The organism is Streptomyces sp. NPDC019224, assembly GCF_040632605.1.
In the GTDB taxonomy this organism is placed as follows: domain Bacteria; phylum Actinomycetota; class Actinomycetes; order Streptomycetales; family Streptomycetaceae; genus Streptomyces.
In genome coordinates, this window is sequence record NZ_JBEYCF010000042.1 from 1 (window position 1) to 26970 (window position 26970).

Here is a 26970-nt window from a genome sequence, read left to right on the forward strand (position 1 = left end):
GCCCGCGGCACCCTCTCGGCCTTCGAGTGCACGCAGGTGCTGTTCGATCAGCCATGCGACGCCTTCGGCCAGGGAGGCGTCCTCGTGAAGCCGCGGCAGCCGGGGTTCGCCCCGGCTACCGCGGCACTAGTCTGGCCGCATGGTCAATCTGACGCGCATCTACACCCGCACCGGCGACACCGGCACCACCGCACTCGGTGACATGAGCCGCACCGCCAAGACCGATCTGCGGATCTCCGCGTACGCCGACGCCAACGAGGCCAACGCGGTCATCGGCACCGCGATCGCCCTCGGGCGGCTGGACGAGGACATCGTGAAGGTCCTCGTCCGCGTGCAGAACGACCTGTTCGACGTGGGCGCGGACCTCTCGACGCCGGTCGTCGAGGACCCCAAGTACCCGCCGCTGCGGGTGGAGCAGAGTTACGTCGACAAGCTGGAGGCGGACTGCGACCACTACCTGGAGCAGGTGGAGAAGCTCCGCAGCTTCATCCTTCCGGGCGGCACGCCGGGCGCGGCGCTGCTGCACCAGGCGTGCACGGTGGTCCGGCGCGCCGAGCGCTCCACCTGGGCCGCCCTGGAGGTGCACGGCGAGGCGATGAACGCGCTGACGGCGACCTACCTCAACCGCCTCTCCGACCTCCTGTTCATCCTGGCCCGGGTGGCGAACAAGGAGGTCGGCGACGTGCTGTGGGTGCCGGGCGGCGAGCGGTAGAGGAAGCGGGCCCGGCACATTCCAGCCCGTCCGGCGATTGAGGACAAAGCCTCAGCCGGGCGGTCCCGGCACCCGCTTCGGGGACACCGTGTAGCTCGCCGCGATCACCAGGTTGATCCCGATCACCAGGAGCATCGTGCGCTGCCAGGACCGCAGCGAGGTCACCTCCCCGTCTCCCCCGACGTACCAGACGGCCGCCTGGAGCAGGGCGAGGGCCGTCACCGCGGCGACCGTCCACCGGGCGGCGACCTTCCACTCGTGCACGGCCCGCGCCTTCCCGTACTTCGGCGGCCTCACCGGGGGCGGGCCGCCGGCGAAGTGGTGGGCGACCCGCGCGTCCGCCCACTTGATGGTGGAGTGCCCGAGGCCGACCGTGAAGCCGATGTACACCGCGGCGAGTCCGTGCTTCCAGTCGGGTGCCGCGCCGTTCTTCAGGTCGATGGCGGTCACCGCGAGCAGGACCAGCTCCAGCACCGGTTCGCACAGCAGCACGGCGGCGCCCAGGCGCGGCTTGCGTGCCCCGTAGCGCAGCGCCAGACCGGCGGCCAGCAGCACCCAGAAGGCGATCTCGCAGGCGATGATCAGGGTGACGATCACGGTCAGCTCCTTTCGCTCCCCTCCAGCCTGACCGCCGCCCCGGCCCGGATCATCGGCCCCGGTGACGAGACCCGACTGCATCCTTCGATGTACCGTCACGCCGTACGTGTTGGATGGGCGGGTGTTCTCACTGGCCCGTCCCCACCGCCACGACGTCCTCATCGCGGCCGTCGGACTGCTCGGCGGGGTGCTCCTGTCGCTGCTCGGGCTGCGCATGCAGACCGGCCGCCTCCTGGACGCGCCCTGGACCGCCCTGGTCCCGCTCGCGGTGATGGCCGGGGCCGAGCTGCTGCGACGCGGCGCCCCGCGTACGGCGCTGCTCGCCGGGACCCTCGCGCTGGCCGCCGACCAGTTCACGCCGGGGAACCTGGCGACGGTGCTGATGTACACCGACGTGATGTACGCGGCCGTCCTGTACGGCACCCCGGCCGCCGCCCGCCGCATCCCGGTGGCCGCCTTCCTGGTCGCCGTGGCCGGCACGGTGGCCCTCGTGGCCCACTACCGGGACGCCCAGGCGCTCCTGGCCGGCATCCTCATCGCCCTCGTCGTCTTCGGGCCCGCCCTCACCGGGGCCGGCGTGCGCAACCACCGGGACGCCGCCGAGACCGCCCGGCTGCGCGCCGACCAGACCGCCCTGCTCGCCGAGATGGACCGCGCCCAGGCGGTGACCGCCGAGCGGGCCCGGATGGCGCGCGAGCTGCACGACCTGGTGGCCAACCACCTGTCCGCGATCGCCATCCACTCCACCGCCGCGCTCTCCATCGACGACCCGGAGACCTCGCGCGAGGCCCTCGGGGTGATCCGCGAGAACAGCGTCGAAGGTCTGGCTGAAATGCGCCGTCTGATCGGGCTGTTGCGGACCGGGGCGGCCGATCCCGAGCCCAGCAGCTCGCCGACGCTCGGCTCGCTGGACGCGCTGGTGGAGCAGCAGCGCGCGAACGCCGCGGCCGGCGGGCTCACCTGCGTCCTGGAGGACACCAGGCCCGGCGGCGAGCCGCTGCCGGCGCCGGTCGAACTGGCCGCGTACCGCATCGTGCAGGAGTCCCTGACCAACGCGCTCAAGCATGCGGCGCCGGGGGCGGTCACGGTGCGGCTCGGGCAGGCGGGGCGGCGGCTGACGGTGGAGGTGAGCAGCGCGCTCGGTGACCGGGCGGGGCCGCGCGCGCCGGGGTCGGGGGCGGGCCTGGTGGGGATGCGGGAACGGGTGGCGCTGCTCGGCGGGGAGTTCGAGGCGGGGCCGGTGGACGGGATCTGGCGGGTGCGGGCGGAACTGCCCGCGGAGGAAGGAGAAGCGGGGACATGACGATCCGGGTGCTGGTCGCGGAGGACCAGGCGGCGGTACGGGCGGGGCTGGTGCTCATCCTGGGCAGCGCGCCGGACATCGAGGTGGTCGGCGAGGCCGGTGACGGGGAGGAGGCGGTGCGGCTGGCCCGGGAGCTGCGGCCGGACCTGGTGCTGATGGATGTGCAGATGCCGCGGCTGGACGGGGTTTCGGCCACCCGCCGGGTGACGGACGAGGGGCTGGCGGACGTGCTGGTGCTGACGACGTTCGACCTGGACGCGTACGTGTTCGGCGCGCTGCGGGCGGGCGCGTCGGGCTTCCTGCTGAAGGACACCGAGGCGGCCGGGCTGCTCGACGCGGTGCGTACGGTGGCGCGCGGCGAGGGGCTGATCGCGCCGGCCGTGACGCGCCGGCTGATCGCGGAGTTCGCGGGGGCCGCCCCCGTACGGCCGTCGGACGCTCCGGACGCGTCGGTGCTGGAGACGCTGACCCGGCGCGAGCGCGAGGTGCTGGGGTGCCTGGGCGAGGGGCTGTCGAACGCCGAGATCGCGGTGCGGCTCTCCATGGCCGAGGCCACGGCGAAGACGCACGTCAGCCGGTTGCTGGGGAAGCTGGAACTGCGGAGCCGGGTCCAGGCGGCGGTGCTGGCACAGGAGTTGGGCGTCTGAGGTTTATCCGCGGCCGGCCACGATCTTTGGTCCAGACCTCTTGACGATTGGTCCAGACCTTCCTAAGGTCACCGAACACACTGCGGTGAGCCTGCCATGACAAAAGCGGGCTCAGGGCGGCGCAGGGTTTGCAGTCCACGGACCACCCCCTATGTCCGGACCTCACCCGAGGAGCACCGTTGAGCACTGAGACCCCCCGCCGGATCCGATTCAGACTCGGGTCCGGTCGAGCCACCAGAACCAGAGCCGTCGCGGGCCTCACCGCACTGCTCCTTCCCCTCGCCGCCATGATCGGCCTGGCCTCCCCCGCCGAGGCGGCGACCTCCGCCACCGCCACGTACCTCAAGAAGTCCGACTGGGGCACCGGCTTCGAGGGCCAGTGGACGGTGAAGAACACCGGCACCACGTCCCTCAGCTCCTGGACCATCGAGTGGGACTTCCCCACCGGAACCGGCGTCGGCTCCGCCTGGGACGCCACCGTCACCCACACGGGCAACCACTGGACCGCCAAGAACGTCGGCTGGAACGGCACGATCGCCCCCGGCGCCAGCGTCTCCTTCGGCTTCAACGGCACCGGCTCCGGCAGCGGCGCCGCCACCAACTGCAAGCTGAACGGCGCCTCCTGCGACGGCGGCCCCACCGTCCCCGGCGACAACCCCCCTTCGGCGCCGGGCACCCCCACCGCGAGCGGCGTCACCGACACCTCGGCGAAGCTCAGCTGGACCGCGGCCACCGACGACAAGGGCGTCAAGAACTACGACGTCCTACGGGACGGCGCGGTCGTCGCCACGGTCACCGGCACCACGTACACCAACACCGGCCTGACCGCGGGCACCGACTACTCCTACACCGTGCAGGCGCGTGACACCGCCGACCAGACCGGCCCGGTCAGCGGCGCGGTCAAGGTCCACACCACCGGTGGCGGCGACGACGGCGGCAACGAGACCGGCGACAGGATCAACCTCGGTTACTTCACCGACTGGGGCGTCTACGGCCGGAACTACCACGTCAAGAACCTGGACACCTCCGGTTCGGCCGCGAAGATCACACACATCAACTACGCCTTCGGCAACGTCCAGGGCGGCAAGTGCACCATCGGCGACTCCTACGCCGACTACGACATGGCGTACACCGCCGACAAGTCCGTCGACGGCGTCGCCGACACCTGGGACCAGCCGCTGCGCGGCAGCTTCAACCAGCTGCGCAAGCTGAAGGCGAAGTACCCCCACATCAAGGTCCTGTGGTCCTTCGGCGGCTGGACCTGGTCCGGCGGCTTCGGCCAGGCGGCCCAGAACCCGGCCGCGTTCGCCGAGTCCTGCTACAACCTGGTCGAGGACCCGCGGTGGGCCGATGTCTTCGACGGCATCGACATCGACTGGGAGTACCCCAACGCCTGCGGTCTGACCTGTGACTCCAGCGGCCCGGACGCGCTGAAGAAGCTCACCTCCGCGCTGCGCACGAAGTTCGGCGGCAACAACCTGGTCACCGCGGCCATCACGGCCGACGGCTCCGCCGGCGGCAAGATCGATCTGGCGGACTACGCCGGCGCCGCGCAGTCGCTCGACTGGTACAACGTGATGACGTACGACTTCTTCGGCGCCTGGGACGCGAAGGGCCCGACGGCCCCGCACTCCCCGCTCACCTCCTACCAGGGCATCCCGATCGACGGCTTCAACTCCGCCGCCGCGATCGCCAAGCTGAAGGCCAAGGGCGTCCCCGCCTCCAAGCTGCTGCTCGGCATCGGCTTCTACGGCCGCGGCTGGACCGGCGTCACCCAGGACGCGCCCGGCGGCACCGCCACCGGCGCCGCACCGGGCACGTACGAGGCGGGCATCGAGGACTACAAGGTCCTCAAGAACACCTGCCCCGCCACCGGCACGATCGCCGGCACCGCGTACGCCCACTGCGGCACCAACTGGTGGAGCTACGACACCCCCGCCACCATCACCGACAAGATGACCTGGGCCAAGAACCAGGGCCTGGGAGGCGCGTTCTTCTGGGAGTTCAGCGGGGACACCAGCAACGGTGAACTCGTGAGCGCGATGAACAACGGCCTCAAGTAGCAGCAGAGGCTCACCCCCGAAAACGCCGGGGAGACAGGTCCGCCCCCTGTCTCCCCGGTCTTTCCGCTGTTACGAGGACACCTCACTGATCAGCACCTGGACGCCGTCGAGGATGCAGTCCAGGCCGAAGTCCAGCGACTCGATGCCACTCGACTCAAACGCCCCGGCCGCGATGGCCCGGGTGAGCGCGGGGAACCGGTCGGGCGTGCCGTTCCAGGAGCACGCCGGTCAGCCGGCCCCATTCCCGGGCGTGCTCCGCGTCGCGATCCTCAAGGCCTACCTCCTACGCACGCGGGGCCGTCGACTGGCCGTAGCACTCGGGGGACAAAACACCATGGAATGCACGTTGCAGGTACTCGCCGATCCCGCCAGACGCCTGATCCGGGTCTCGGAGGCGCCGCCGGAGGCACTCATGACCTGACCGCGGCGCGGGCCCACGGCATCCCCGCCGCCCTCGCCGCAGACGACAGCACGCGCTGGGCCGACACGGTGCACCAGGGCGCCGACCCTGCCCCCTGCGGCCCGGCCTGAGGCAGCACCTGCACAGCCGACGTCGACGGCACAACCGAAACACGCGAAGATCCGCACCCTCAGCTGAGTAAACGTGCCATGGCCACAACCAAGTCTTGGCGGCTCCTGCGAAGCTCCGCTGCAGCACCACCCGGACCACAGCCGTCGTCGCCCTCGAACCCGCCACCTGAGCCAGCCGGAAGGCTCACTATCACCGACAAGCCGCATCCCAGACATGCAGATCACGACCTTTAACCGGAATGCTAAGTCCGAACCCCTGCAAGGTAGACGCCAACCCCAGGCTGGATGACACGTGAGGGCAACACCCTTGCGGGCATGTTGCTTTTAGCGTTTATCAGAGCCGCCAAGGGTGTAGCCGACGGGTGACCCTGCCCTGATGGCGCGCGTAACCGGAATGCTTTGAGGACCTGTAGAGGGCGGAGGGAATTGAGCCGTCAGCAGCCGCCTTACGGCACGCCGGGCAATCGCTCACACAGCGCGCCACGACGCCATCGCATTCACCAGAGGCTGCAACGTAGGTCAAGACAACTTGCCCCACTCCGCCCGCCTTGGAGCCGTAGGCGATGACGTCTACTCCGCCACGCCCGCCCGCCCATCGGCCATAATCAGCCTTTCTCCACGGGGTCATGGACACACGGCTCCGCGCCAGGCTAACTTCCAGTCACGCATCACCAATTGCCAAGCGGCGACGCACTACACCGCACCGCACAGTGGGGGCGACTTCGCCGCCCGTACGAAATGAGACGCAAATGATCAAGTCAAGGTTCACTCAGTTCGCCATGGCCGGCGCAGCCGCAGTAGCAATAGTGGCTGGTTCGACCTCTCCAGCCATGGCCGATACCAACAAGATTGTCTACCTCCCGGACGGTCGCGGCTACATAAAGTTCATCGATGACGGTGACGTCTTCCAGATCTGCGACACCAAGGCTGACGGTTACGGCGTCACAGGCAGGCTGGAGAGTCGCATTGGTGGGATCAACAAGATGGTGTGGTATGAGGAGGATGGCGGTGACGCCGGTTGCGACAAGCATCCTTACAACATCGGCAACTTCCCGACTGAGTACCAAATGGGGATCAAGTGGAATGGCGGCGGGGGTTACTACGAGGGCGACTGGTTCAACGAGTAACCAATTCTCCCGCCTACCTCTACATCTGATGTAGCGGCACGCGGTGATCTCAGAATAACGGCGAACTGTGAGCGTTGAGTAATTTCATGCAATGACGATCAGGTTTCCAACAGGCCACGATAAGAGCTGAACCGGCCGAGGTGGAGAGTCAAGGCTAACCAGGGCTCCCTATAGGAGTTTTGGGGTGATCCGAGTCACTGGACTCGCTTGCTCCGCATCGGCCGTGGCCGTTGATCTCTGCAAGTTTACCAACTGGGCAGACGCCACCGAGGCTCGCCGTTTCACTCGGGTACGGCTGACTGGGGCGGAAAAGCGAAAGTGCCTTCCTGGCCTGGAACGATGAACCTTAATGAGGGGTTCTTTCGGTCCAGGCGGAGGGCACTTTCTACGTGCAGGCTGTCGGGTTGCGTCCCAAGGCCCATGTCAGTGCCGATGGTTCGTGGTGTTGGCCAGGAAACACAGCAGGGGTAGAACCCGAACCCGCCTATGTAGGTGGGTGCGGCCGCTTCTTACTCGGAGTGGCAGGTGATCAGTGTGGCGTCGATGTCCAGGACCAGGCCGGGCAGTGCCTGTCCGCCGGCCTTCGCCGCCGGTATGCCCCCGCGAGTCTCTGATGCCTGCAGCCAGGCCACTTCCCGGGCCTGGGCGCGGGCCGAGCGCAGGCGGTGCAGTAGGCGTTCATCGACGGCGGCCAGCAACCGCCAGGTCGTCGGCGTCGAGGCGACCGGACCGAACACCTCGTCCTGGTCCCGCAGTACTCCCAGACCTACGGTCTCCCGCCGCCATCAGAGAGCATCACCGCGAGGTCGGTAGCGACCCTGCCCGGGTCATGACCAGTACCGCGCGGCCGGAGCGGTCTCAACGCGGTGGAGTACGCGGTGGGTCAGTCCGGTTGCATCGGCGAGATCAGCCAACAACCGTGCTCCTGCATGCCCGACCGCCCCCGCACCATCGGCGGAGACATGAAGCCTGGGACGCGAACCGATACCCTGCACGCAGAAAGTACCTTCCACCTGGACCGACAGAACCCCTCGACAAGGTTCATCGTCCCAGTGCAGAAGGCACTTTCGCGTTACCGCCCATGATCCGACGGGCCCCAGCTGAAAGCCCGAGGCTAGGCCACGTTCACCCTCTGGCCGGGCGGGGCCGCCTCCAGCCAGGCCAGGAAACCGGTCAGCGCGTCCTCGCTCATCGCCAGCTCCAGGCGGGTCTCCCGGTGGAGACAGCCGAGCACGATGGCGTCGGAGAGCAGCGCCAGCTCCTCCTCGCCCTCCGGCATCCGGCGGGCCACGACCTCGATCGCCGAGCGCTCGAGCACGCGTCGCGGACGCGGCGAGTAGCTGAAGACCCGGAACCAGTTCACCTTGTCGCCGCTGTACCGGGCGACGCCGTACACCCAGCCCTTGCCCGACGGATCGGGCTCCTCGGGTACGTTCCACCGCAGGCTGCAGTCGAAGGTCCCGCCGGAGCGCTGAATCAGCCGCCGGCGCAGACCGAAGACGAAGAGTCCCAGCACGACCAGTGCGACGACCAGCCCGCCCACCCACAGCGCGAGGAACATCTCCACCGACCTCCTCGCGTCGTCGAGTAAACGGATACCGCCCGGAACTTCACCTGCATCTGCATCGCCTCAGCCGCGACACGGGCCGGAGGGGTCTCCGGCACGGGCCGCGGCTGAGGGTAAAGCCATGTCGTGGGGTGGCTAGTGTGCCGCCACCGCACGCAGTCGCACTTCGGCGCGCCGCTCGGAAGCGGCGTCCGTGTCCGACTTCGCACGCTCCAGCGCACGCTCGGCGCGCTGGACGTCGATCTCGTCGGCGAGCTCGGCGATCTCGGCGAGAAGCGAGAGCTTGTCGTCCGCGAACGAGATGAAACCGCCGTGCACCGCGGCGACGACGGTGCCGCCGTCGCTCGTACGGATCGTCACCGGGCCCGATTCCAGCACACCCAGAAGCGGCTGGTGACCGGGCATGACGCCGATGTCGCCGGACGTGGTGCGCGCGACGACCAGGGTGGCCTCGCCGGACCAGACACTGCGGTCCGCGGCGACCAGCTCGACGTGCAGCTCAGCAGCCAAGGGTGGCTCCTCGGGTCACCACCCGGCGGTCGTGCCGGGTGTTGGGTCAATTCTACGGGGCGTGGTGAGGGGGACGGGACGCACCCGCCCCCCTCGGTGAGCCGGGGGCTCAGGAGACGCCGAGCTCCTTGGCGTTGGCCTTCAGGTCCTCGATGCCACCGCACATGAAGAACGCCTGCTCGGGGAAGTGGTCGTACTCACCGTCGCAGATCGAGTTGAACGCGGCGATCGACTCGTCGAGCGGAACGTCCGAACCGTCCACGCCGGTGAACTGCTTGGCGACGTGGGTGTTCTGCGACAGGAAGCGCTCGACGCGACGGGCACGGTGGACGACGAGCTTGTCCTCCTCGCCCAGCTCGTCGATACCGAGGATCGCGATGATGTCCTGGAGGTCCTTGTACTTCTGCAGGATCCCCTTGACACGCATGGCCGCCGCGTAGTGGTCCTCGGCGATGTACCGCGGGTCGAGGATGCGGGACGTCGAGTCCAGCGGGTCCACGGCCGGGTAGATGCCCTTCTCGGAGATCGGACGGGAGAGAACCGTCGTCGCGTCGAGGTGGGCGAAGGTGGTCGCCGGCGCCGGGTCGGTCAGGTCGTCCGCGGGGACGTAGATCGCCTGCATCGAGGTGATCGAGTGACCGCGGGTCGACGTGATGCGCTCCTGCAGCAGACCCATCTCGTCGGCCAGGTTCGGCTGGTAACCCACCGCGGACGGCATACGGCCGAGCAGGGTGGACACCTCGGAGCCGGCCTGGGTGTACCGGAAGATGTTGTCGATGAAGAAGAGCACGTCCTGCTTCTGCACATCGCGGAAGTACTCCGCCATGGTCAGACCGGCCAGGGCGACGCGGAGACGGGTCCCCGGCGGCTCGTCCATCTGGCCGAAGACGAGCGCCGTCTTGTCGATGACGCCGGAGTCGGCCATCTCCTCGATGAGGTCGTTGCCCTCACGGGTGCGCTCACCGACGCCCGCGAACACCGACACACCGTCGTGGTTGTTGGCGACGCGGTAGATCATCTCCTGGATCAGCACGGTCTTGCCGACACCGGCACCACCGAACAGACCGATCTTTCCACCCTTGACGTACGGGGTGAGGAGGTCGATGACCTTGACGCCGGTCTCGAACATCTCGGTCTTGGACTCGAGCTGGTCGAAGTTGGGCGCCTTGCGGTGGATCGGCCAGCGCTCGGTGACCTCGGCCTCGGCCTCGGGCTTGTTCAGGATCTGGCCGAGGGTGTTGAACACCTTGCCCTTGGTGATGTCACCGACGGGGACCGTGATGCCGGTGCCCGTGTCGGTCACCGGGGCCTGGCGGACCAGACCGTCGGTGGGCTGCATCGAGATCGCGCGGATCACGCCGTCACCGAGGTGCTGGGCGACCTCGAGCGTCAGCGTCTTCAGCTTGCCGTCCTCGGCCGGGTCGGCCACCTGGACGGTCAGCGCGTTGTAGATCTCCGGCATCGCGTCGACGGGGAACTCCACGTCGACGACCGGGCCGATGACCCGGGCGACGCGGCCCGTGGCAACGGCCGTCTCAACTGTGGTCGTCATTACTTGTCACTCCCCGCGGTCGCGTCGGCCAGCGCACTGGCACCACCGACGATCTCGCTGATTTCCTGGGTGATTTCGGCCTGGCGGGCCGCGTTGGCAAGCCGGGAGAGCGTCTTGATGAGCTCACCGGCGTTGTCGGTGGCCGACTTCATCGCGCGGCGGCGGGCGGCGTGCTCGGAAGCAGCGGCCTGCAGCAGCGCGTTGTAGATGCGGCTCTCGACGTACCGCGGAAGCAGGGCGTCGAGGACGTCCTCCGCCGACGGCTCGAAGTCGAAGAGCGGCAGGATCTCGCCCTTGCCGTCCTCCTGCTCCGTGGCACCGAGACTGAGCGGCAGCATCCGGTCGTCGACCGGGTTCTGCGTCATCATCGACACGAACTCCGTGAAGACGATGTGCAGCTCGTCGACACCGCCCTCGGCGGTCTCCTTGGACACCGCCTCGATCAGCGGGGCAGCCGCCCGCTTGGCATCCGCGTACGTCGGGCTGTCGGTGAAGCCGGTCCACGAGTCCGCGATCTTGCGCTCGCGGAACCCGTAGTAGGCGACACCCTTGCGGCCGATCACGTACGTGTCGACCTCCTTGCCCTCACCGCGCAGCCGCTCGGTCAGCTTCTCCGCGGCCTTGATGGCGTTGGAGGAGTAACCGCCGGCCAGGCCGCGGTCGCTCGTGACGAGCAGGATCGCGGCCCGGGCCGGGGACTCGGCCTCGGTGGTCAGCGGGTGCTTGGTGGTGGAGCCGGTCGCCACCGCGGTCACCGCGCGGGTGAGCTCGGTCGCGTACGGCGTCGACGCCGCCACCTGGCGCTGCGCCTTGACGATGCGCGAGGCGGCGATCATCTCCATCGCCTTGGTGATCTTCTTCGTGGCGGTGACGGAGCGGATGCGGCGCTTGTAAACGCGAAGCTGAGCGCCCATCGATCAGCCCTCGCCCAGCAGCTTGCCGTCCGAGGTCTCGAACTGCTGCTTGAAGGCGGCGACGGCGTCGGCGATCGCCTGCAGCGTGTCGTCGGACATCTTGGCGCCCTCGCGGATGCTGGTGAGGAGGTCCTTGCGCTCGCGGCGCAGGTACTCCAGCAGCTCCGACTCGAAGCGGCGGATGTCCTCGACCGGGACGTCGTCCATCTTGCCGTTGGTACCGGCCCAGACGGAGACGACCTGCTCCTCGACCGGGAACGGGGCGTACTGCGGCTGCTTCAGCAGCTCGACCATGCGCTTACCGCGCTCCAGCGACGCCTTGGAGGCCGCGTCCAGGTCGGAACCGAAGGCGGCGAACGCCTCCAGCTCGCGGTACTGGGCGAGGTCCACGCGGAGCCGGCCGGACACCTGGCGCATGGCCTTGTGCTGGGCGGAGCCACCGACGCGGGAGACCGAGATACCGACGTTCAGGGCCGGGCGCTGGCCGGCGTTGAACAGGTCGGACTCCAGGAAGCACTGGCCGTCGGTGATGGAGATGACGTTGGTCGGGATGAACGCCGACACGTCGTTCGCCTTGGTCTCGACGATCGGGAGGCCCGTCATCGAACCGGCACCCATGTCGTCGGAGAGCTTGGCGCAGCGCTCCAGCAGACGCGAGTGGAGGTAGAAGACGTCGCCCGGGTAGGCCTCGCGGCCCGGCGGACGGCGCAGCAGCAGGGACACGGCGCGGTAGGCGTCGGCCTGCTTCGAGAGGTCGTCGAAGATGATCAGGACGTGCTTGCCCTGGTACATCCAGTGCTGGCCGATGGCCGAACCGGTGTACGGCGCCAGGTACTTGAAGCCGGCCGGGTCGGACGCCGGGGCGGCGACGATGGTCGTGTACTCGAGCGCGCCGGCCTCTTCGAGGGCACCGCGCACGGAGGCGATGGTGGAGCCCTTCTGACCGATGGCGACGTAGATGCAGCGCACCTGCTTGTTCACGTCGCCCGAGCGCCAGTTGTCGCGCTGGTTGATGATCGTGTCGACGGCCAGAGCGGTCTTACCCGTCTGACGGTCGCCGATGATCAGCTGACGCTGGCCGCGGCCGATCGGCACCATCGCGTCGACGGCCTTGTAGCCGGTCTGCATCGGCTCGTGCACCGACTTGCGGACCATGACGCCAGGGGCCTGCAGCTCGAGGGCGCGGCGGCCGTCGGTCGCGATCTCGCCGAGACCGTCGATCGGGTTGCCGAGCGGGTCGACGACGCGGCCGAGGTAACCCTCGCCGACGCCGACGGAGAGCACCTCACCGGTGCGCTGCACCGGCTGGCCCTCCTCGATGCCGCTGAACTCGCCGAGGACGATCGCACCGATCTCGCGCTCCTCGAGGTTGAGGGCGAGACCGAGGGTGCCGTCCTCGAACTTCAGCAGCTCGTTCGCCATGGCGGAGGGCAGGCCCTCCACCTTCGCGATGCCGTCGCCGGCAACGCTGACCGTACCGACCTCCTCGCGCGAGGCCGCGTCCGGCTTGTACGACTGGACAAAGTTCTCCAGCGCGTCCCGGATCTCCTCCGGCCGGATCGTGAGCTCCGCCATCTGGGTTCCCTGCTCTCCTTGTTGGGCCCGAAGTTTCTTAAGGGGGTCTGGGGGCCGACCCCCAGGAATCTTCTGCAGTTTCTGCACGGCCCAACCGGGCCGCTGGTCTTGCTCTGTATCTGTTGCGCTGCGCTTGTGTCAGCCGGCCATGCGGCGGGTCGCCTCGTCGAGGCGCTCCGCGACGGTGCCGTTGATGACCTCGTCGCCGACCCGCACCGCGATCCCGCCGAGGACCGCGGGGTCCACGTCGAGGTTCAGGTGCATCTGCCGGCCGTAGATCTTCGCCAGGACCGCGCCCAGGCGCTGCTTCTGCCGGTCGCTGAGCGGCACCGCCGAGGTGACGATCGCGACCATGCGCTCCCGGCGCTCCGCGGCGAGCTTGGAGAGGGAGTCGAGTCCCGCTTCCAGGCTACGTCCACGCGGCTGGGTGACAAGCCGCACGATGACGCGCTCGGTGGTGGGCCGCGCCTTGCCGCCGAGCAGGCTGCGGAGCAGCTGGCCCTTGGCGGCGGGGGTCGCGGTCCGGCTGGTGAGCGCGGCGCGCAGGCCGGTGTCCGAGGCGACGATGCGGCCGAACCGGAAGAGCTCGTCCTCGACGTCGTCCAGGTCGCCGTTGCGCTGGGCGGCGGTGAGGTCGGCGGTGTTCGCCAGTTCCTCGACCGCGTCGACCAGGTCGCGCGACTGCGACCAGCGCGAGCGGACCATGCCCGAGACCAGGTCGACGGCTTCGCCGCCCACCTGGCCGCCGAACAGGCGGCCTGCCAGCTCGGCCCTGGCCTCGCCCGGCTGCGCCGGGTCGGTCAGGACCCGGCGCAGCGACACCTCGCGGTGCAGCAGCGCCGTGACGCCGGCCAGGTCCTCGGCGAGCTTCGCCGCGTCGACCGACGTGGAGTCGGTCAGCGCGTCGAGGCGCTCGCGTGCGGCAGCCAGTGCCTCGCGGCTCGCGCTGTTCATCGGACTGCCTCGGCCTTCGCCTCGAGCTCGTCGAGGAAGCGGTCGACGGTGCCACTCTGCCGGGCGTGGTCCTCCAGGGACTCGCCGACGAGCTTGCCGGCCAGGTCGGTGGCGAGCTTGCCCACGTCCTGGCGCAGCGCGGCGGCGGCCGCCTTGCGGTCGGCCTCGATCTGGGCGTGGCCGGCGGCGACGATCTCGTCGCGCTGGCGCTGGCCCTCGGCGCGCATCTCCTGCAGGATCACGGCGCCCTGCTCCTGCGCCTCCTGGCGCATACGAGCGGCTTCGTGGCGGGCCTCGGCGAGCTGAGCCTTGTACTGCTCAAGAACGCTCTGGGCCTCGGTCTGGGCCGCATCGGCCTTCTCGATACCGCCTTCGATGGCCTCGCGGCGCTCTTCCAGAACCTTGTTGATGTTCGGGAGGAGCTTCTTGGCGAGGAAGCCGAAGACGATGACGAAAGCGATGAGGCCGATGACGAGCTCAGGGATTGGCGGAATGAGCGGGTTTTCCGCTTCCTCGGCCGCGAGCTGAACCAGGGGGTTCACGTCAGTGCCTTTCGTCGGTACGGACTAGTCGCAGCTCGTCTTAGTAGACGAAGGGCATGACCAGACCGATGAGGGCGAGCGCCTCACAGAAGGCGAAGCCGAGGATCTGGTTGGCGCGGATGAGACCGGCAGCCTCGGGCTGACGGGCGAGAGCCTGGGTGCCGTTACCGAAGATGATGCCGACGCCGACGCCGGGACCGATGGCGGCGAGGCCGTAACCGACGGAGCCGAGGTCACCGGTGACAGCAGCAAGGGTCTGGGACATGCCAGTTCTTCCTTCTCTTTACGGACCGGTGGGGGTTGGCCACCGGACGATTGGGATCGAGCGCGGTGCTCAGTGGTGCTCGGCGAGCGCGCCCTGGATGTAGGTGCAGGTCAGCAGGACGAAGACGTACGCCTGGACCGCCTGGATGAAGAGCTCGAAGGCGGTCATCACGATGACCATGATGAACGAGACTCCGGAGTACACGATTCCGATGCCGTTGAGCATGTACCAGCTGGCGATCGTGAACAGCAGCAGCAGCGTGTGGCCCGCGAACATGTTCGCGAAGAGTCGCACGGCGTGGGTGAACGGCCGCACCAGCAGGTTGGAGAACAGCTCGATGACCGCGGCAAGGTAAGCGACCGCACCGAGCGACTTGTCGAAGCCGGTGAAGTTCTTGAAGGCGCCGACGAAACCGTGCCGCTTGAACGTGAGCGACACCCAGGTGATGTAGACGATCGCCGCCAGCACTGCCGGGTAGGCGATGATCGACGTCACGGGGAACTGAGCGACCGGGATGATCGACCAGAGGTTCATCATCCAGACGAAGAAGAACAGCGAGACGACGAGGGGGACGTACTTCTCGCCCTCGCGCTTGCCGATCGTCTCGTGGACCACCCCGCGGCGGATGAAGTCGTATCCGGTCTCGGCAACCATCTGCAGCTTGCCCGGGACGACCTTCGGCTTGCGGAAGGCGGCCCAGAAGAAACCGACGATGATGATCGAGCCGAGCAGGGCCAGCAGCATCGGCTTGTTGAAGTACAAGTTGCTGTCCGCGTCGCCCCAGAGGGGCTCGAACAGGAACGAGTGCAGGCCGGGTGCCGGAAAGCCACAACCGTCGAAGAGGTGGCAATCGGTCTCGAAGGCGAGCACCTGTGTCGGGTCAGCACTCACCGCGGGCTCCTTCAGCGTGGCGCATAGGTACGGCAACCTCGTTGTGTCGGCGCGGCGCGCAGCCGCGGTTCGGCACTGGACTGGTGTTTCGGATGTGTGAGCGGCAGTCAGGCATGTGAGCCTCGCGATCGAGCAGGCGTCAGCTCACATGCACGCGCCCGCAGTGCCGCAGTTGGAACCGGACGATAGCAGGGTCCTGAGCCCGCACTTATTCCGCCCCTACCTTTCACGCGTCGGACCCCGGTTTCCCGGCCTTGTCGGCCTTGTCGGATTCGGGTTCCACGTAAAGGATCTTGGCCTTCATGTGCGCACGCGCCTGTGCGCCGATCCACACGAGGGTCGTCGCGACCAGAGTGATCGCGAACGCCTTCGGGTTGAACAGCGAGGTGTTCTTGAACACGGCGACGAAGATGAACAGCAGCAGGAGCTGCGCCGTGTAGAGCGCGAGCCCCATCGCCTGGAAGAGGTGGGGCATGGACCTGGCGGTCCGCTGCAGGACCAGAAGCCCGATCCCCATGAAGAGGATGACCACGATCGTCCCCACGATCGCGCCCAGGGCTCCCTTGCCGCCGGCGACGCCAGCGCTGATCGCGGCGGCTACGGCGCCGGCGACAGCGGTGGGTACGGCGGTCTGGAGGAGAGTCCGGACGTCGTTGGACGGCATGGCGGCAGCTCCGCTTGCAGGGGGTGGGCAGTGTGTCGTCATGGACGAGCGTAGGCCCGGTCCGAGTCGATGCCTCGGGCCGTCGGGCCGTCGCTCCATCAGGTCTTTCGGCTCCGTCACCGGGCTTCGTGAACGGTATCACAAACTATTTGATGAGGTCTTTACCAAGAAAGTGTGCTTGCTGTCACACGTGAGGACTAACGAGCACGCGTGAGCGCTGCGGGCCTTCGGTTTGTCTGGTAATGGGCGTCCGTGACCGGTTCAGCGACGGGTGGAACCGGCCGCGCGCCGGTCCGCGATACGCGAACGGTGACTGATCGCGGTCGCTCCGTTGACGCCCGAGACGCCTGCGGCGACCGGGGCCGCCGCGGCCTCCTCGCGCTCCTGCGGGCCGTCCCCGGGCCCCTCGGGCCCGTCCGGCCTCTCCAGCCCCATCCGCCCCTCCGCGGGCCCCTGTTGGCTCTCCACGGCCTCGTCCCGCGCGGCGGCCCCCGGCCCCTCCCCGCGGCGGCGGTAGCGCGGCGGCACGAAGCGTTCCGCCCAGCGCGGGGCGCGCGGGGTGAAGCGCGGCATCAGCAGCAGGATCAGGCCCAGCGCGCTCAGGCCCACGATCACCAGCACGATCCACAGCGACGTCGAGTGCACCGAGTACCCCACCGCGCCGAAGGCGATCAGCGCCGACCAGAAGTACATGATCAGCACCGACCGGCTGTGCGAGTGGCCGATGTTCAGCAGCCGGTGGTGCAGGTGGCCGCGGTCCGCCGCGAACGGCGACTGGCCGTTCCAGGTGCGCCGCACGATCGCCAGCACCAGGTCGGCCGCCGGGATCGCGATGATGGTCAGCGGCAGCAGCAGCGGGATGAAGACCGGGAGCATCGCGTGGGTCGCCTCGCGCTCGCTGCCCGCGAAGAGCCTCATGTTGTCCGGGTCGACCTGCCCGGTCACCGAGATCGCACCGGCCGCCAGCACCAGCCCGATCAGCATCGAACCCGAGTCGCCCATGAAGATCCGCGCCGGGTGCATGTTGTGCGGCAGGAAGCCGAGGCACATGCCCATCAGGATCGCGGCGAAGAGCGTCGCCGGGGCGGCGGCCTCGATGGTGTGCCCGTACCAGAGCCGGTAGGTGTACAGGAAGAACGCGGCGGCGGCGATGAGGACCATGCCCGCCGCGAGCCCGTCCAGACCGTCGACGAAGTTGACCGCGTTGATCGTGATGACGACCAGCGCGACGGTGAGCAGCGTGCCCTGCCACGGGGTGAGGGCCACGGTGCCGACGCCCGGGATGGGCAGCCACAGGATCGTCAGGCCCTGGAGGACCATGACGGCGGCGGCGAGCATCTGCCCGCCGAGCTTGATCAGGGCGTCGATCTCGAACTTGTCGTCCAGGACGCCGATCAGCCAGATCAGCGCCGCTCCGGAGAGCAGCGCCCGTGGTTCGCTGGACAGCTCGAAGACGCCGTCGAGGTTGGCGAGGTGGCTGGCGACGATCAGTCCCGCGCACAGCCCGCCGAACATGGCGATGCCGCCGAGCCTCGGGGTCGGTTCGCGGTGGACGTCGCGCGCGCGGATCGCGGGCATCGCCCCGACCGCGATGGCGAACTTGCGCACCGGACCGGTGAGCAGGTAGGTCACAGCGGCCGTGACACAGAGTGTCAGCAAGTAATCACGCACGGGCTGCCCCACAGAAATCGCCGGCCATCTCAGCCCACACCTTAACTACGTCGGCCTCATGGTTGAGGACACAGAGCTGTTCGCGATGGTTGCACGGCCGCTCCCGCCGAGGTCTCCGGAGGGCGCGGCGGCGGCGCGGCCGGCCGGCATCGCGGGCTCCGGGCCCCGGGAAGGACGGCGGGCCTCCGCCCGGACCCGTGACGGGCCCACTGTCCGCCGCCACCGGGTCAGCGGGACGCGGAGACGCCGGTCAGCGCGGTGACGACCGGGTCCAGGGCCTGGCTGATCTCGTCGCCGACGGAACGGAAGAAGGTGATCGGGGCGCCGTACGGGTCGTGGACCTCGTCGGCGTCCGCGGTCGGGGCCAGCAGCCAGCCGCGCAGCGCGGCGGCGGCCCGCACCAGGGCGCGGGCGCGCTCGACGACGCCCTCCTCCCGGGCGTCGGGCAGGGTGGCCGGGTCTATGGCCCGGACCAGCCTGGTGAACTCCTTGAGCGTGAAGGTCCGCAGCCCGGCGGAGTGGCCCATGGAGATGACCTGGGCGCGGTGGTCGCGGGTGGCCGTGAGCACGAGGTCGGCGCGGATGACGTGCTCGTCCAGCAGCTCACGGCCGGTGAACCCGGTGGCGTCGGCCCCGAAGTCGGCGAGCACCACCTCGGCGTTGGCCTCCATCGGGGCGCCCTCGTGGCCCCAGGTACCGGCGCTCTCCACGATCAGCCCGCCCTGGAGCGGGTCGCCGAGCCGGTGCACCAGGGCATGCCGGGTCAGCCGCTCGGTGATCGGCGAGCGGCAGACGTTGCCGGTGCTGACGTGGAGGATACGGAAAGTGTCGGACCGCCCCGCTATGCCACGCCCCTCGGGGGCGGTCAATTGGCCACCTCGAGGTCGGGTACCACCTTGCGCAGCTCCTCCGCCGAGAGTGCCCCGGCGCGCAGCAGGACGGGCACCTTGCCGGTGACGTCGACGATCGAGGACGGCACGATGCCGGGGGTCGGACCACCGTCGAGGTAGACGGAGACGGAGTCGCCGAGCATCTCCTGGGCGGCGTCGCAGGTCTCCGGCGAGGGGTGGCCGGTGAGGTTGGCGCTGGAGACGGCCATCGGGCCGACCTCGGTGAGCAGCTCGATGGCGACCGGGTGCAGCGGCATCCGGACGGCGACGGTGCCCCGGGTGTCGCCGAGGTCCCACTGGAGCGAGGGCTGGTGCTTGGCGACGAGGGTCAGGGCGCCCGGCCAGAAGGCGTCGACGAGCTCCCAGGCCTGCTCGGAGAAGTCGGTGACCAGGCCGTGCAGGGTGTTCGGGGAGCCGATGAGGACCGGCGAGGGCATGTTGCGGCCCCGGCCCTTGGCCTCCAGCAGGTCGCCGACGGCCTCGGAGCTGAAGGCGTCCGCGCCGATCCCGTACACGGTGTCGGTGGGCAGCACGACGAGTTCGCCGCGGCGGACGGCCGAGGCGGCTTCGCGCAGCCCCGTCGTGCGGTCGGTCGCGTCGTTGCAGTCGTATCGCCGTGCCATCAGCCGGCCTCCTCAAGCATGTACGGGTAGGGCTGGTGCGGGTCCGGGGTGCGGCGGGCCCGGGTCACGGCATCGCCTTGCGGGCCGTGGCGAACCGGGGACGCCGGTTGAGGTCGGGGTGGTCGGCCGCGTCGGCCCAGCCCCGCTCCTCGGTGAAGATCCAGGGCACCTGGCCGCCCTGGGTGTCGGCGTGCTCGATGACGACGAGGCCGCCGGGGCGCAGCAGGCGGTGGGCGGTGCGCTCGATGCCGCGGATGGTGTCGAGGCCGTCCTCTCCGGAGAACAGCGCCATCTCGGGGTCGTGGTCGCGGGCCTCGGGCGCCACGTACTCCCACTCGGTGAGCGGGATGTACGGGGGGTTGGAGATGACCAGGTCGACCTGGCCGTCCAGCTCGGGCAGGGCGGTGAGCGCGTCGCCGCGGTGCACGGTGACCCGGGAGTTCTCGGCGTTCTTCCGGGTCCACTTCAGGGCGTCCTCGGACAGCTCCACGGCGTGCACGCGGGAGCGCGGCACCTCCTGGGCCATGGCGAGGGCGATGGCGCCGGACCCGGTGCACAGGTCGACGATCAGCGGCTCGACGACGTCCATCGCGCGGACGGCGTCTATGGCCCAGCCGACGACCGACTCGGTCTCGGGGCGGGGCACGAAGACGCCGGGTCCGACCTGGAGCTCCAGGTAGCGGAAGAAGGCGCGTCCGGTGATGTGCTGGAGCGGTTCGCGGGCCTCGCGGCGGGCGATCGTCTCCCAGTAGCGGGCGTCGAAGTCGGCGTCCGGCACGTTGTACAGCTCGCCCCGCTTGACGCCGTGCACGAACGCGGCGAGTTCCTCGGCATCGAATCTCGGTGAGGGAACACCGGCGTCGGCCAGCCGCTGGGTGGCCTGGGCCACCTCGGCGAGCAGCAGGTTCATCGCGGTTCTCCGTACGGGTTCACGGGCGGGGCGGGCGGTGGGCTCAGGCTGCGGCGAGCTTGGCCGCGGAGTCGGCGTCGACGCACGCCTGGATCACCGCGTCCAGGTCGCCGTCGAGCACCTGGTCCAAGTTGTACGCCTTGAAGCCGACGCGGTGGTCCGAGATCCGGTTTTCCGGGAAGTTGTAGGTCCGGATCTTCTCGGACCGGTCGACCGTACGCACCTGGCTGCGACGTACGTCCGAAGCCTCCTGCTCGGCGGCCTCCTGGGCGGCGGCGAGGAGCCGGGAGCGCAGGATGCGCATGGCCTGCTCCTTGTTCTGGAGCTGGCTCTTCTCGTTCTGGCAGGAGGCGACGACGCCGGTGGGCAGGTGGGTGATGCGGACGGCGGAGTCGGTCGTGTTGACGGACTGGCCGCCGGGGCCCGAGGAGCGGTAGACGTCGATGCGCAGGTCGTTGGCGTGGATCTCGACCTCGACCTCCTCGGCCTCGGGCGTCACGAGCACGCCGGCGGCGGAGGTGTGGATGCGGCCCTGGGACTCGGTGGAGGGCACGCGCTGCACGCGGTGCACCCCGCCCTCGTACTTGAGGCGGGCCCAGACGCCCTGACCGGGTTCGGTGGCCCCGTTGCCGCCCTTGGTCTTCACGGCGACCTGGACGTCCTTGTAGCCGCCGAGCTCGGACTCGGTGGAGTCGATGATCTCGGCCTTCCAGCCGACGCGCTCGGCGTAGCGCAGGTACATGCGCAGCAGATCGCCGGCGAACAGGGCGGACTCGTCGCCGCCCGCGCCGGCCTTGATCTCCAGGAGCACGTCCTTGTCGTCGCTGGGGTCCCGGGGGACGAGCAGGAGGCGCAGCTTCTCGGTGAGCTCCTCGCGCTGCTGCTCCAGGTCCTTGACCTCGGCGGCGAAGTCGGGATCGTCGGCGGCGAACTCGCGGGCGGTCTCGATGTCGTCACCGGCCTGCTTCCAGGAGCGGTACGTCGCGACGATCGGGGTCAGCTCCGCGTAGCGCTTGTTGAGCTTGCGCGCGTTGCCCTGGTCGGCGTGGACCGCGGGGTCGGCGAGCTGCTTCTCGAGATCGGCGTGCTCGCCGATCAGTTCCTCGACCGCCTCGAACATCTCGGGCTCCTGGTTCCTTCGCTCGTCGTGCCTGCCGGCCGGTGGTTGCCTGCCGGGGCCGGGGTACGGAGACCCCGTGCCCGGCCCGGAAAAAAACGCCGGTCGCGGCGCCCCCGGGAAGAGGACGCCGCGGACCGGCGCGGACGGCTCGCTACTTGCCGGCGGCCTTGGCGCCCTTGCCGAAGCGGGCCTCGAAGCGGGCCACACGGCCACCGGTGTCGAGGATCTTCTGCTTGCCCGTGTAGAACGGGTGGCACTCGGAGCAGACCTCGGCACGGATGGTGCCGCTGTCCAGCGTGGAGCGGGTGGTGAACGACGCGCCACAGGTGCAGCTGACCTGCGTCTCGACGTACTGGGGGTGGATTTCGCGCTTCAAGGGTGTCTCCTAGGTTCGGGAGGGCACCGGGTCGTACGCACGGATTGCGCGTCCGTGAACCGGGGCCGACGTACCAGTCTGCCAGGACCGGCCGTATCTCCCAAAACCAGGGTGGACGGCCGGGTATTCCCGGGCGGACCGGGTCACTCGACGATCGTCCCCGCGTCGCCCTTGTCGCCCGCCGACTGCTTCGTCGCGGATGCGGGGATCGGCCGGTCGGCGCCCAGCGCGTCCCACACCTGCCGGTCGGCCTCCTCCAGCGGGACGACCCGGTTGGGGTCGGCGGGGTCGTACCGGACGGGCAGGGTCACCATGCGGACGTCGTCGGCGCCGAGCCCCCTGAGGCCCTTGGCGAAGCCCGCGAGATCGGTGACCGAGCCCAGATCGGAGTCGGTGGTGATGGCCTTGGTGGCGGTGTCCGCGATGCCGTAGAGCTTGCTGCCGCCCAGCACGCCCACGCTCTTGACCTGCTGCATCAGCGCCTTGATGAACGCCTGCTGGAGCTGGATGCGGCCGAGGTCGCTGCCGTCGCCGACGCTCTTGCGGGTGCGGACGAGGCCGAGGGACTGCTCGCCGTCCAGGGTGTGGGTGCCGGGCGCGAGGTCCAGATGGCTCTTGGGGTCGTCGATCGCCCTGGTGGTGGTGATCTCGACGCCGCCGAGCTTGTCGATCAGCTTCTTGAAGCCGGTGAAGTCGACCTCGATGTAGTGGTCCATGCGGATCCCGGACATCGATTCGACGGTCTTGACCGCGCAGGCCGGCCCGCCGACCTCGTACGCCGTGTTGAACATCGCCCGCTGCTGCCCCGCCACGGTCCTGCCGCTGACGTCGCCGGTGCAGTCGGGGCGGGTGACGAGGGTGTCGCGCGGGATGGAGACCACGCTCGCGGACTTGTGGCCCTTGTCGACGTGGACGACCATCGCGGTGTCCGAGCGGGCCGCGCCCTCGTCGGCGCCGTACTCCCCGTTCGCGCCGGAACGGGAGTCCGAACCGAGGACGAGGATGTCCTGGGAGCCGTTGTCGACGTCGTCGGGGCGGTCCTCGCCGAGCGCGGTGTCGATGTCGACGGCCTTGAGGTTGCCGTTGAGGTGCACGTACGCGTATCCGAGCCCCGCTCCGCCGACGACGACCGCGCCGGCCAGGCTCCAGACGGCTGCGCGCGTCGCCCTGCGGCGGCGGGACGGCTTCCTCCGGCGTTTGCCGGTGGCCCGTATTCGGCTGCTCCCGCTTCGCTCGCTCATGCTCTCCTCGTCGCGTCGACTGCTCCCGGCTACCCCCTGCAGTGGTGAGCGGGTCCGTATGCCGCTTTGTCGCGCTTGTTCGTCACTCATGGGTACGACGCGGCGGCGACAGAAAGGGTCGCACAGGGAGCTGTGGCCCCCGCGCGGCCGCAAAACGCCTCGCGCGGCCGCGCGGACGGCCCGCGTTCCGGCGTTCACCTGCGGTTTCACGGCTCGCGCGGCGGTCGTACGACGGCACCGCGCGGAGGCGGACGTGTGGCGAAGGTCTCGGAACGGCAACGGTGTACGCGAACAGGGCCGCCCCCGCACCGGAGTGCGGGGGCGGCCCTGTGTGCTGCTGCCGGAGGGGCGACGATCAGTCGTTGTTGCCCGGGGCCGGCGTGGTCTTCTGGATCTGGAGCAGGAACTCCGCGTTGGACTGGGTCTTCTTCATCCGGTCCAGCAGGAGCTCGATGGCCTGCTGCTGGTCGAGGGCGTGGAGCACCCGGCGCAGCTTCCAGACGATCCCCAACTCCTCGCCGCCCAGCAGGATTTCCTCCTTGCGGGTGGAGGACGCGTCGACGTCCACCGCCGGGAAGATGCGCTTGTCGGAGAGCTTGCGGTCGAGCTTGAGCTCCATGTTGCCGGTGCCCTTGAACTCCTCGAAGATCACCTCGTCCATGCGCGAGCCGGTCTCGACGAGCGCGGTGGCCAGGATGGTCAGCGAGCCGCCGTCCTCGATGTTGCGCGCGGCACCGAAGAAGCGCTTCGGCGGGTAGAGCGCGGTCGAGTCGACACCACCGGACAGGATGCGGCCGGAGGCCGGGGCGGCGAGGTTGTACGCGCGTCCCAGACGGGTGATCGAGTCCAGCAGGACGACCACGTCGTGACCCAGCTCGACGAGGCGCTTGGCGCGCTCGATGGCCAGCTCGGCGACGGTGGTGTGGTCCTCGGCGGGGCGGTCGAAGGTCGAGGAGATGACCTCGCCCTTCACCGACCGCTGCATGTCGGTGACCTCTTCCGGACGCTCGTCGACGAGGACGACCATCAGGTGGCACTCGGGGCTGTTGACCGTGATCGCGTTGGCGATGGCCTGGAGGATCATGGTCTTACCGGTCTTCGGCGGGGCCACGATCAGACCGCGCTGGCCCTTGCCGATGGGGGCGACCAGGTCGATGATCCGCGTCGTCAGGACGTTGGAGTCGGTCTCCAGACGGAGCCGGTCCTGCGGGTAGAGCGGCGTCAGCTTCTGGAACTCGGGGCGGCCGCGGCCGGATTCGGGCGCCATGCCGTTGACCGAGTCGAGCCGGACCAGCGCGTTGAACTTCTCGCGGCGCTCGCCGTCCTTGGGCTGGCGCACGGCACCGGTGACGTGGTCGCCCTTGCGCAGGCCGTTCTTGCGGACCTGGGCGAGGGAGACGTACACGTCGTTCGGACCGGGCAGGTAGCCGGAGGTCCGGATGAACGCGTAGTTGTCGAGGATGTCCAGGATGCCCGCGACGGGGATCAGGACGTCGTCGTCGCTGACGGGCGGGGCGTCGCTCGCGAAGTCGTCGCGTCCGCGACGGCCGCGGCGGTCGCGGTAGCGCCCGCGCCGGCCGCGACGGCCGCCCTCGTCGTCGAAGCCGTCGTCCTGCGGACCGCCGCCGCCCTGGTTCTGGCCGCCGCCGCCCTGGTTCTGGCTGCCGCCCTGGCGCCTGCCGCCCTGGTCGTCGCCCTTCCCCCGGCGGTCGCGCTGGCGGTCGCGGCGCTGCTCGCCGCGGTCGCCCCGCTCACCGCGCTGGCCACGGTCCTGGCGGTCGCCGCGACGCCCCTCGGCGTTGTCGGCACCGGCCTCGGCCTTGGCCTCGGAGCGGTCCTCGGCGGGCGCCTCGTGCTTCGGCTCGTCCTGGGCGCGGTCCTTGGTCTGCGCCTTGACGTCCGGCTTGCTCTCCGGGCTGCCCGCCTGGGCGGTGGCACGGCGGCGACGACGCTCGCCCGCGGGCTGGTCGTCGCTGGCCGGCTGGCCCGGGATGTCGATCTGCTGCTGGGCCGCGGCCTTGTCGGCGGGCGCGGCGGCCGGGGTCTCCTCGGCCGCGCCGGTGCGTGCCTTGGAGGTGGCGCGGCGCTTCGGCTTGGTCTCCGCCGCTTCGGCGGGGGCCGCGGTGGCCTTGGCCTTGGGGGCGGAGGAGCCGCCGCCGGCCTGGGCCTCCTTGATGACCTCGATCAGCTGGCCCTTGCGCATCCGCGCGGTGCCCTTGATACCGAGGCCGGACGCGACCTGCTGCAGCTCGGCCAGGACCATGCCCTCAAGGCCGGTGCCGGAGCGGCGGCGCCGTGCGGTGGTGCCAGTGGCAGCACCTTCGGCGGGCGCGGCGCTGTCGACGCTCTTGTCGGCAGTCACGCCCATCAGATCGGTGGTGTCGCTCACGAAGGGTCCTTCCCTGGAGCGGACGTCGGCCTTCTGGCTCGGCGACCGGTTGTGCTGTCCGGCTGCGGTCCTCTGTGGTGCGGCCCGTGCCGGGGCGGTGGTCCGCCGGATGGAACGGCGGAGAGATGAAGGTGTGCATGGGCCCGGCGCGAGCATCCCCCTGCTCGGCCCACTCCTGGACGAACGAAGGGTGTCGTGCCGGTTCCGGAGCGTGCTCGCAACTACTCAGGCAGGCTGCTCAGGCAGTTGGGGAGGCTCCCGGAAGAAATGGTGGTCCCGAAGGGGACACGAAGCAACGCGCCTCATGGACGTCGATTGCAGACTTGAGATTAACACTACCGGCTCCAACAAACATTCCCCCTCTCCTTCACCGGCAATCACTTCTCGGCCAGCAGCCTCGCGTGCTACGGCGCGAGGGGCAGGACGCTCGCGCCCCGGGCGTCGAGAGCGAGCCGGTTGGCCGCCCATCCCTCACCCGCCAACCGGGCGACCTTGTCGGCCTCGCCGTCCTCGGCCAGGGCCAGCACCGTCGGTCCCGCGCCGGAGATGACGGCGGGGACGCCCTCGGCGCGCAGCCGGCCCACGAGTTCGACGCTCTCGGCCATGGCGGGCGCCCGGTAGTCCTGGTGCAGCCGGTCCTCGGTGGCCGTGAGCAGCAGCTCGGGGCGCCTGGTCAGGGCCTCGACGAGGAGGGCCGCGCGGCCGGCGTTGAAGGCGGCGTCGACGTGCGGGACGGTGCGCGGCAGGAGGCCGCGGGCGGTCTCGGTGAGCACCGGCTTGCCGGGGACGAAAACCACCGGAACGATGGAGTCAGCGGGATCCATCCTGATCGCGCGGGCGGACGCGCCGTCCATCCAGGCGAGCGTGAATCCGCCGAGCAGGCAGGCCGCGACGTTGTCGGGGTGACCCTCGATCTCGGTGGCGAGCTCCAGCAGGGCCGCGTCGTCGAGCCGGGCGTCACCGCCGGTCGTCACGGCGCGGGCGGCGACGATCCCGGCGCAGACGGCGGCGGAGGAGGAGCCGAGACCGCGGCCGTGCGGGATGCGGTTGGCGCAGACGATCTCCAGGCCGCGGGGCTGCCCGCCGAGGAGGTCGAAGGCGGTGCGCAGGGACCGTACGAGCAGGTGCTTCTCGTCGCGGGGCAGGGTGTCCGCGCCCTCGCCGGCGATGTCGATGTGCAGTCCGGAGTCGGCGACGCGGACGACGACGTCGTCGTACAGGCCGAGCGACAGGCCGAGGGCGTCGAAACCGGGGCCCAGGTTGGCGCTGGTCGCGGGGACGCGCACCCGGACGGCGGCGGCTCGGAAGGCGGGACCGGCCATCGCTGTGACGACTC

26 protein-coding genes are annotated in these 26970 nt (G+C 69.7%); 5 read left to right on the plus strand and 21 right to left on the minus strand.

Features of this window, described 5'->3' with window-relative positions; genetic code table 11:
* Positions 1-139: 139 nt before the first annotated feature.
* A complete protein-coding gene (locus tag ABZ564_RS23845) occupies positions 140-712 on the plus strand; it encodes a cob(I)yrinic acid a,c-diamide adenosyltransferase (protein ID WP_360859998.1) in 573 nt (190 codons plus the stop codon).
* Between the two features lie 51 nt (positions 713-763).
* Here the strand turns inward: ABZ564_RS23845 and ABZ564_RS23850 are convergent, their stop codons facing one another.
* The gene (locus tag ABZ564_RS23850) at positions 764-1309 is read right to left on the minus strand and encodes a hypothetical protein (protein WP_360860001.1); all 546 of its coding nucleotides are present in this window, start codon (positions 1307-1309) and stop codon (positions 764-766) included.
* 121 nt (positions 1310-1430) lie between these two features.
* On the opposite strand from ABZ564_RS23850, the gene ABZ564_RS23855 reads away from it, so the two are divergent.
* From ABZ564_RS23855 to ABZ564_RS23870, 4 genes are all read left to right on the plus strand, one after another.
* A complete protein-coding gene (locus ABZ564_RS23855) occupies positions 1431-2612 on the plus strand; it encodes a histidine kinase (RefSeq protein WP_360860004.1) in 1182 nt (393 codons plus the stop codon).
* Entirely contained in the window at positions 2609-3259 is a 651-nt protein-coding gene (locus tag ABZ564_RS23860) for a response regulator transcription factor (RefSeq protein WP_360860007.1), read from the plus strand. The genes ABZ564_RS23855 and ABZ564_RS23860 overlap by 4 nt, the downstream gene beginning before the upstream one ends.
* Before the next feature lie 179 nt (positions 3260-3438).
* A complete protein-coding gene (locus ABZ564_RS23865; protein ID WP_360860009.1) occupies positions 3439-5322 on the plus strand; it encodes a glycoside hydrolase family 18 chitinase in 1884 nt (627 codons plus the stop codon).
* A 1280-nt stretch (positions 5323-6602) separates the two neighbouring features.
* Positions 6603-6980, plus strand: a complete 378-nt coding sequence (locus ABZ564_RS23870; RefSeq protein WP_360860012.1) for a hypothetical protein — start codon at positions 6603-6605, stop codon at positions 6978-6980.
* Positions 6981-7489: 509 nt separating this feature from the next.
* Here the strand turns inward: ABZ564_RS23870 and ABZ564_RS23875 are convergent.
* The 20 genes from ABZ564_RS23875 to thrB form a co-directional block, all read right to left on the minus strand.
* Complete coding sequence (locus ABZ564_RS23875; RefSeq protein ID WP_360860015.1) at positions 7490-7717, minus strand: hypothetical protein; 228 nt, start codon at positions 7715-7717, stop codon at positions 7490-7492.
* A gap of 377 nt (positions 7718-8094) precedes the next feature.
* Positions 8095-8541 carry a DUF2550 domain-containing protein gene (locus ABZ564_RS23880; RefSeq protein WP_360860158.1) on the minus strand — a complete coding sequence of 149 codons (447 nt, stop codon included), beginning with the start codon at positions 8539-8541 and terminating at the stop codon, positions 8095-8097.
* A 141-nt stretch (positions 8542-8682) separates the two neighbouring features.
* Positions 8683-9057: a F0F1 ATP synthase subunit epsilon gene (locus tag ABZ564_RS23885; protein ID WP_018521150.1), complete on the minus strand. Its 375-nt coding sequence runs from the start codon at positions 9055-9057 to the stop codon at positions 8683-8685.
* Positions 9058-9166: 109 nt separating this feature from the next.
* Positions 9167-10609: a F0F1 ATP synthase subunit beta gene (gene atpD, locus ABZ564_RS23890; RefSeq protein ID WP_360860018.1), complete on the minus strand. Its 1443-nt coding sequence runs from the start codon at positions 10607-10609 to the stop codon at positions 9167-9169.
* Entirely contained in the window at positions 10609-11523 is a 915-nt protein-coding gene (locus ABZ564_RS23895) for a F0F1 ATP synthase subunit gamma (protein WP_360860021.1), read from the minus strand. The genes atpD and ABZ564_RS23895 overlap by 1 nt, the downstream gene beginning before the upstream one ends.
* Before the next feature lie 3 nt (positions 11524-11526).
* On the minus strand, positions 11527-13098 hold the full coding sequence (atpA, locus tag ABZ564_RS23900) for a F0F1 ATP synthase subunit alpha (RefSeq protein WP_093706149.1): 1572 nt from the start codon (positions 13096-13098) through the stop codon (positions 11527-11529).
* Between the two features lie 138 nt (positions 13099-13236).
* Positions 13237-14052, minus strand: coding sequence for a F0F1 ATP synthase subunit delta (locus ABZ564_RS23905; protein WP_360860024.1), 816 nt, complete (start codon positions 14050-14052; stop codon positions 13237-13239).
* Positions 14049-14594 carry a F0F1 ATP synthase subunit B gene (locus ABZ564_RS23910; RefSeq protein ID WP_018102635.1) on the minus strand — a complete coding sequence of 182 codons (546 nt, stop codon included), beginning with the start codon at positions 14592-14594 and terminating at the stop codon, positions 14049-14051. Before ABZ564_RS23910 ends, ABZ564_RS23905 begins: the two co-directional genes overlap by 4 nt.
* A 40-nt stretch (positions 14595-14634) precedes the next feature.
* Entirely contained in the window at positions 14635-14859 is a 225-nt protein-coding gene (gene atpE / locus ABZ564_RS23915; RefSeq protein ID WP_018521144.1) for an ATP synthase F0 subunit C, read from the minus strand.
* Positions 14860-14928: 69 nt separating this feature from the next.
* Positions 14929-15765, minus strand: coding sequence for a F0F1 ATP synthase subunit A (gene atpB, locus ABZ564_RS23920; protein ID WP_360860161.1), 837 nt, complete (start codon positions 15763-15765; stop codon positions 14929-14931).
* Positions 15766-15976: 211 nt separating this feature from the next.
* Complete coding sequence (locus ABZ564_RS23925; RefSeq protein ID WP_360860027.1) at positions 15977-16414, minus strand: hypothetical protein; 438 nt, start codon at positions 16412-16414, stop codon at positions 15977-15979.
* 261 nt (positions 16415-16675) lie between these two features.
* Positions 16676-18097 carry an MraY family glycosyltransferase gene (locus ABZ564_RS23930; protein WP_360860030.1) on the minus strand — a complete coding sequence of 474 codons (1422 nt, stop codon included), beginning with the start codon at positions 18095-18097 and terminating at the stop codon, positions 16676-16678.
* A 215-nt stretch (positions 18098-18312) separates the two neighbouring features.
* On the minus strand, positions 18313-18954 hold the full coding sequence (locus ABZ564_RS23935) for a protein-tyrosine-phosphatase (RefSeq protein ID WP_360860033.1): 642 nt from the start codon (positions 18952-18954) through the stop codon (positions 18313-18315).
* The gene (locus ABZ564_RS23940) at positions 18951-19598 is read right to left on the minus strand and encodes an L-threonylcarbamoyladenylate synthase (RefSeq protein WP_143619757.1); all 648 of its coding nucleotides are present in this window, start codon (positions 19596-19598) and stop codon (positions 18951-18953) included. The genes ABZ564_RS23935 and ABZ564_RS23940 overlap by 4 nt, the downstream gene beginning before the upstream one ends.
* Before the next feature lie 64 nt (positions 19599-19662).
* Positions 19663-20508, minus strand: coding sequence for a peptide chain release factor N(5)-glutamine methyltransferase (gene prmC / locus ABZ564_RS23945; protein ID WP_360860037.1), 846 nt, complete (start codon positions 20506-20508; stop codon positions 19663-19665).
* Positions 20509-20551: 43 nt separating this feature from the next.
* Positions 20552-21628: a peptide chain release factor 1 gene (prfA, locus tag ABZ564_RS23950; RefSeq protein WP_360860040.1), complete on the minus strand. Its 1077-nt coding sequence runs from the start codon at positions 21626-21628 to the stop codon at positions 20552-20554.
* Positions 21629-21779: 151 nt separating this feature from the next.
* The gene (rpmE, locus tag ABZ564_RS23955; protein ID WP_360860042.1) at positions 21780-22004 is read right to left on the minus strand and encodes a 50S ribosomal protein L31; all 225 of its coding nucleotides are present in this window, start codon (positions 22002-22004) and stop codon (positions 21780-21782) included.
* Positions 22005-22147: 143 nt separating this feature from the next.
* Positions 22148-23245 carry an LCP family protein gene (locus ABZ564_RS23960; RefSeq protein ID WP_360860045.1) on the minus strand — a complete coding sequence of 366 codons (1098 nt, stop codon included), beginning with the start codon at positions 23243-23245 and terminating at the stop codon, positions 22148-22150.
* Positions 23246-23600: 355 nt separating this feature from the next.
* Entirely contained in the window at positions 23601-25634 is a 2034-nt protein-coding gene (gene rho / locus ABZ564_RS23965; protein ID WP_360860048.1) for a transcription termination factor Rho, read from the minus strand.
* A gap of 404 nt (positions 25635-26038) precedes the next feature.
* Positions 26039-26956 (minus strand): homoserine kinase, encoded by a 918-nt coding sequence (thrB, locus tag ABZ564_RS23970; protein WP_360860051.1) that lies wholly within the window; start codon positions 26954-26956, stop codon positions 26039-26041.
* Positions 26957-26970: the final 14 nt, after the last annotated feature.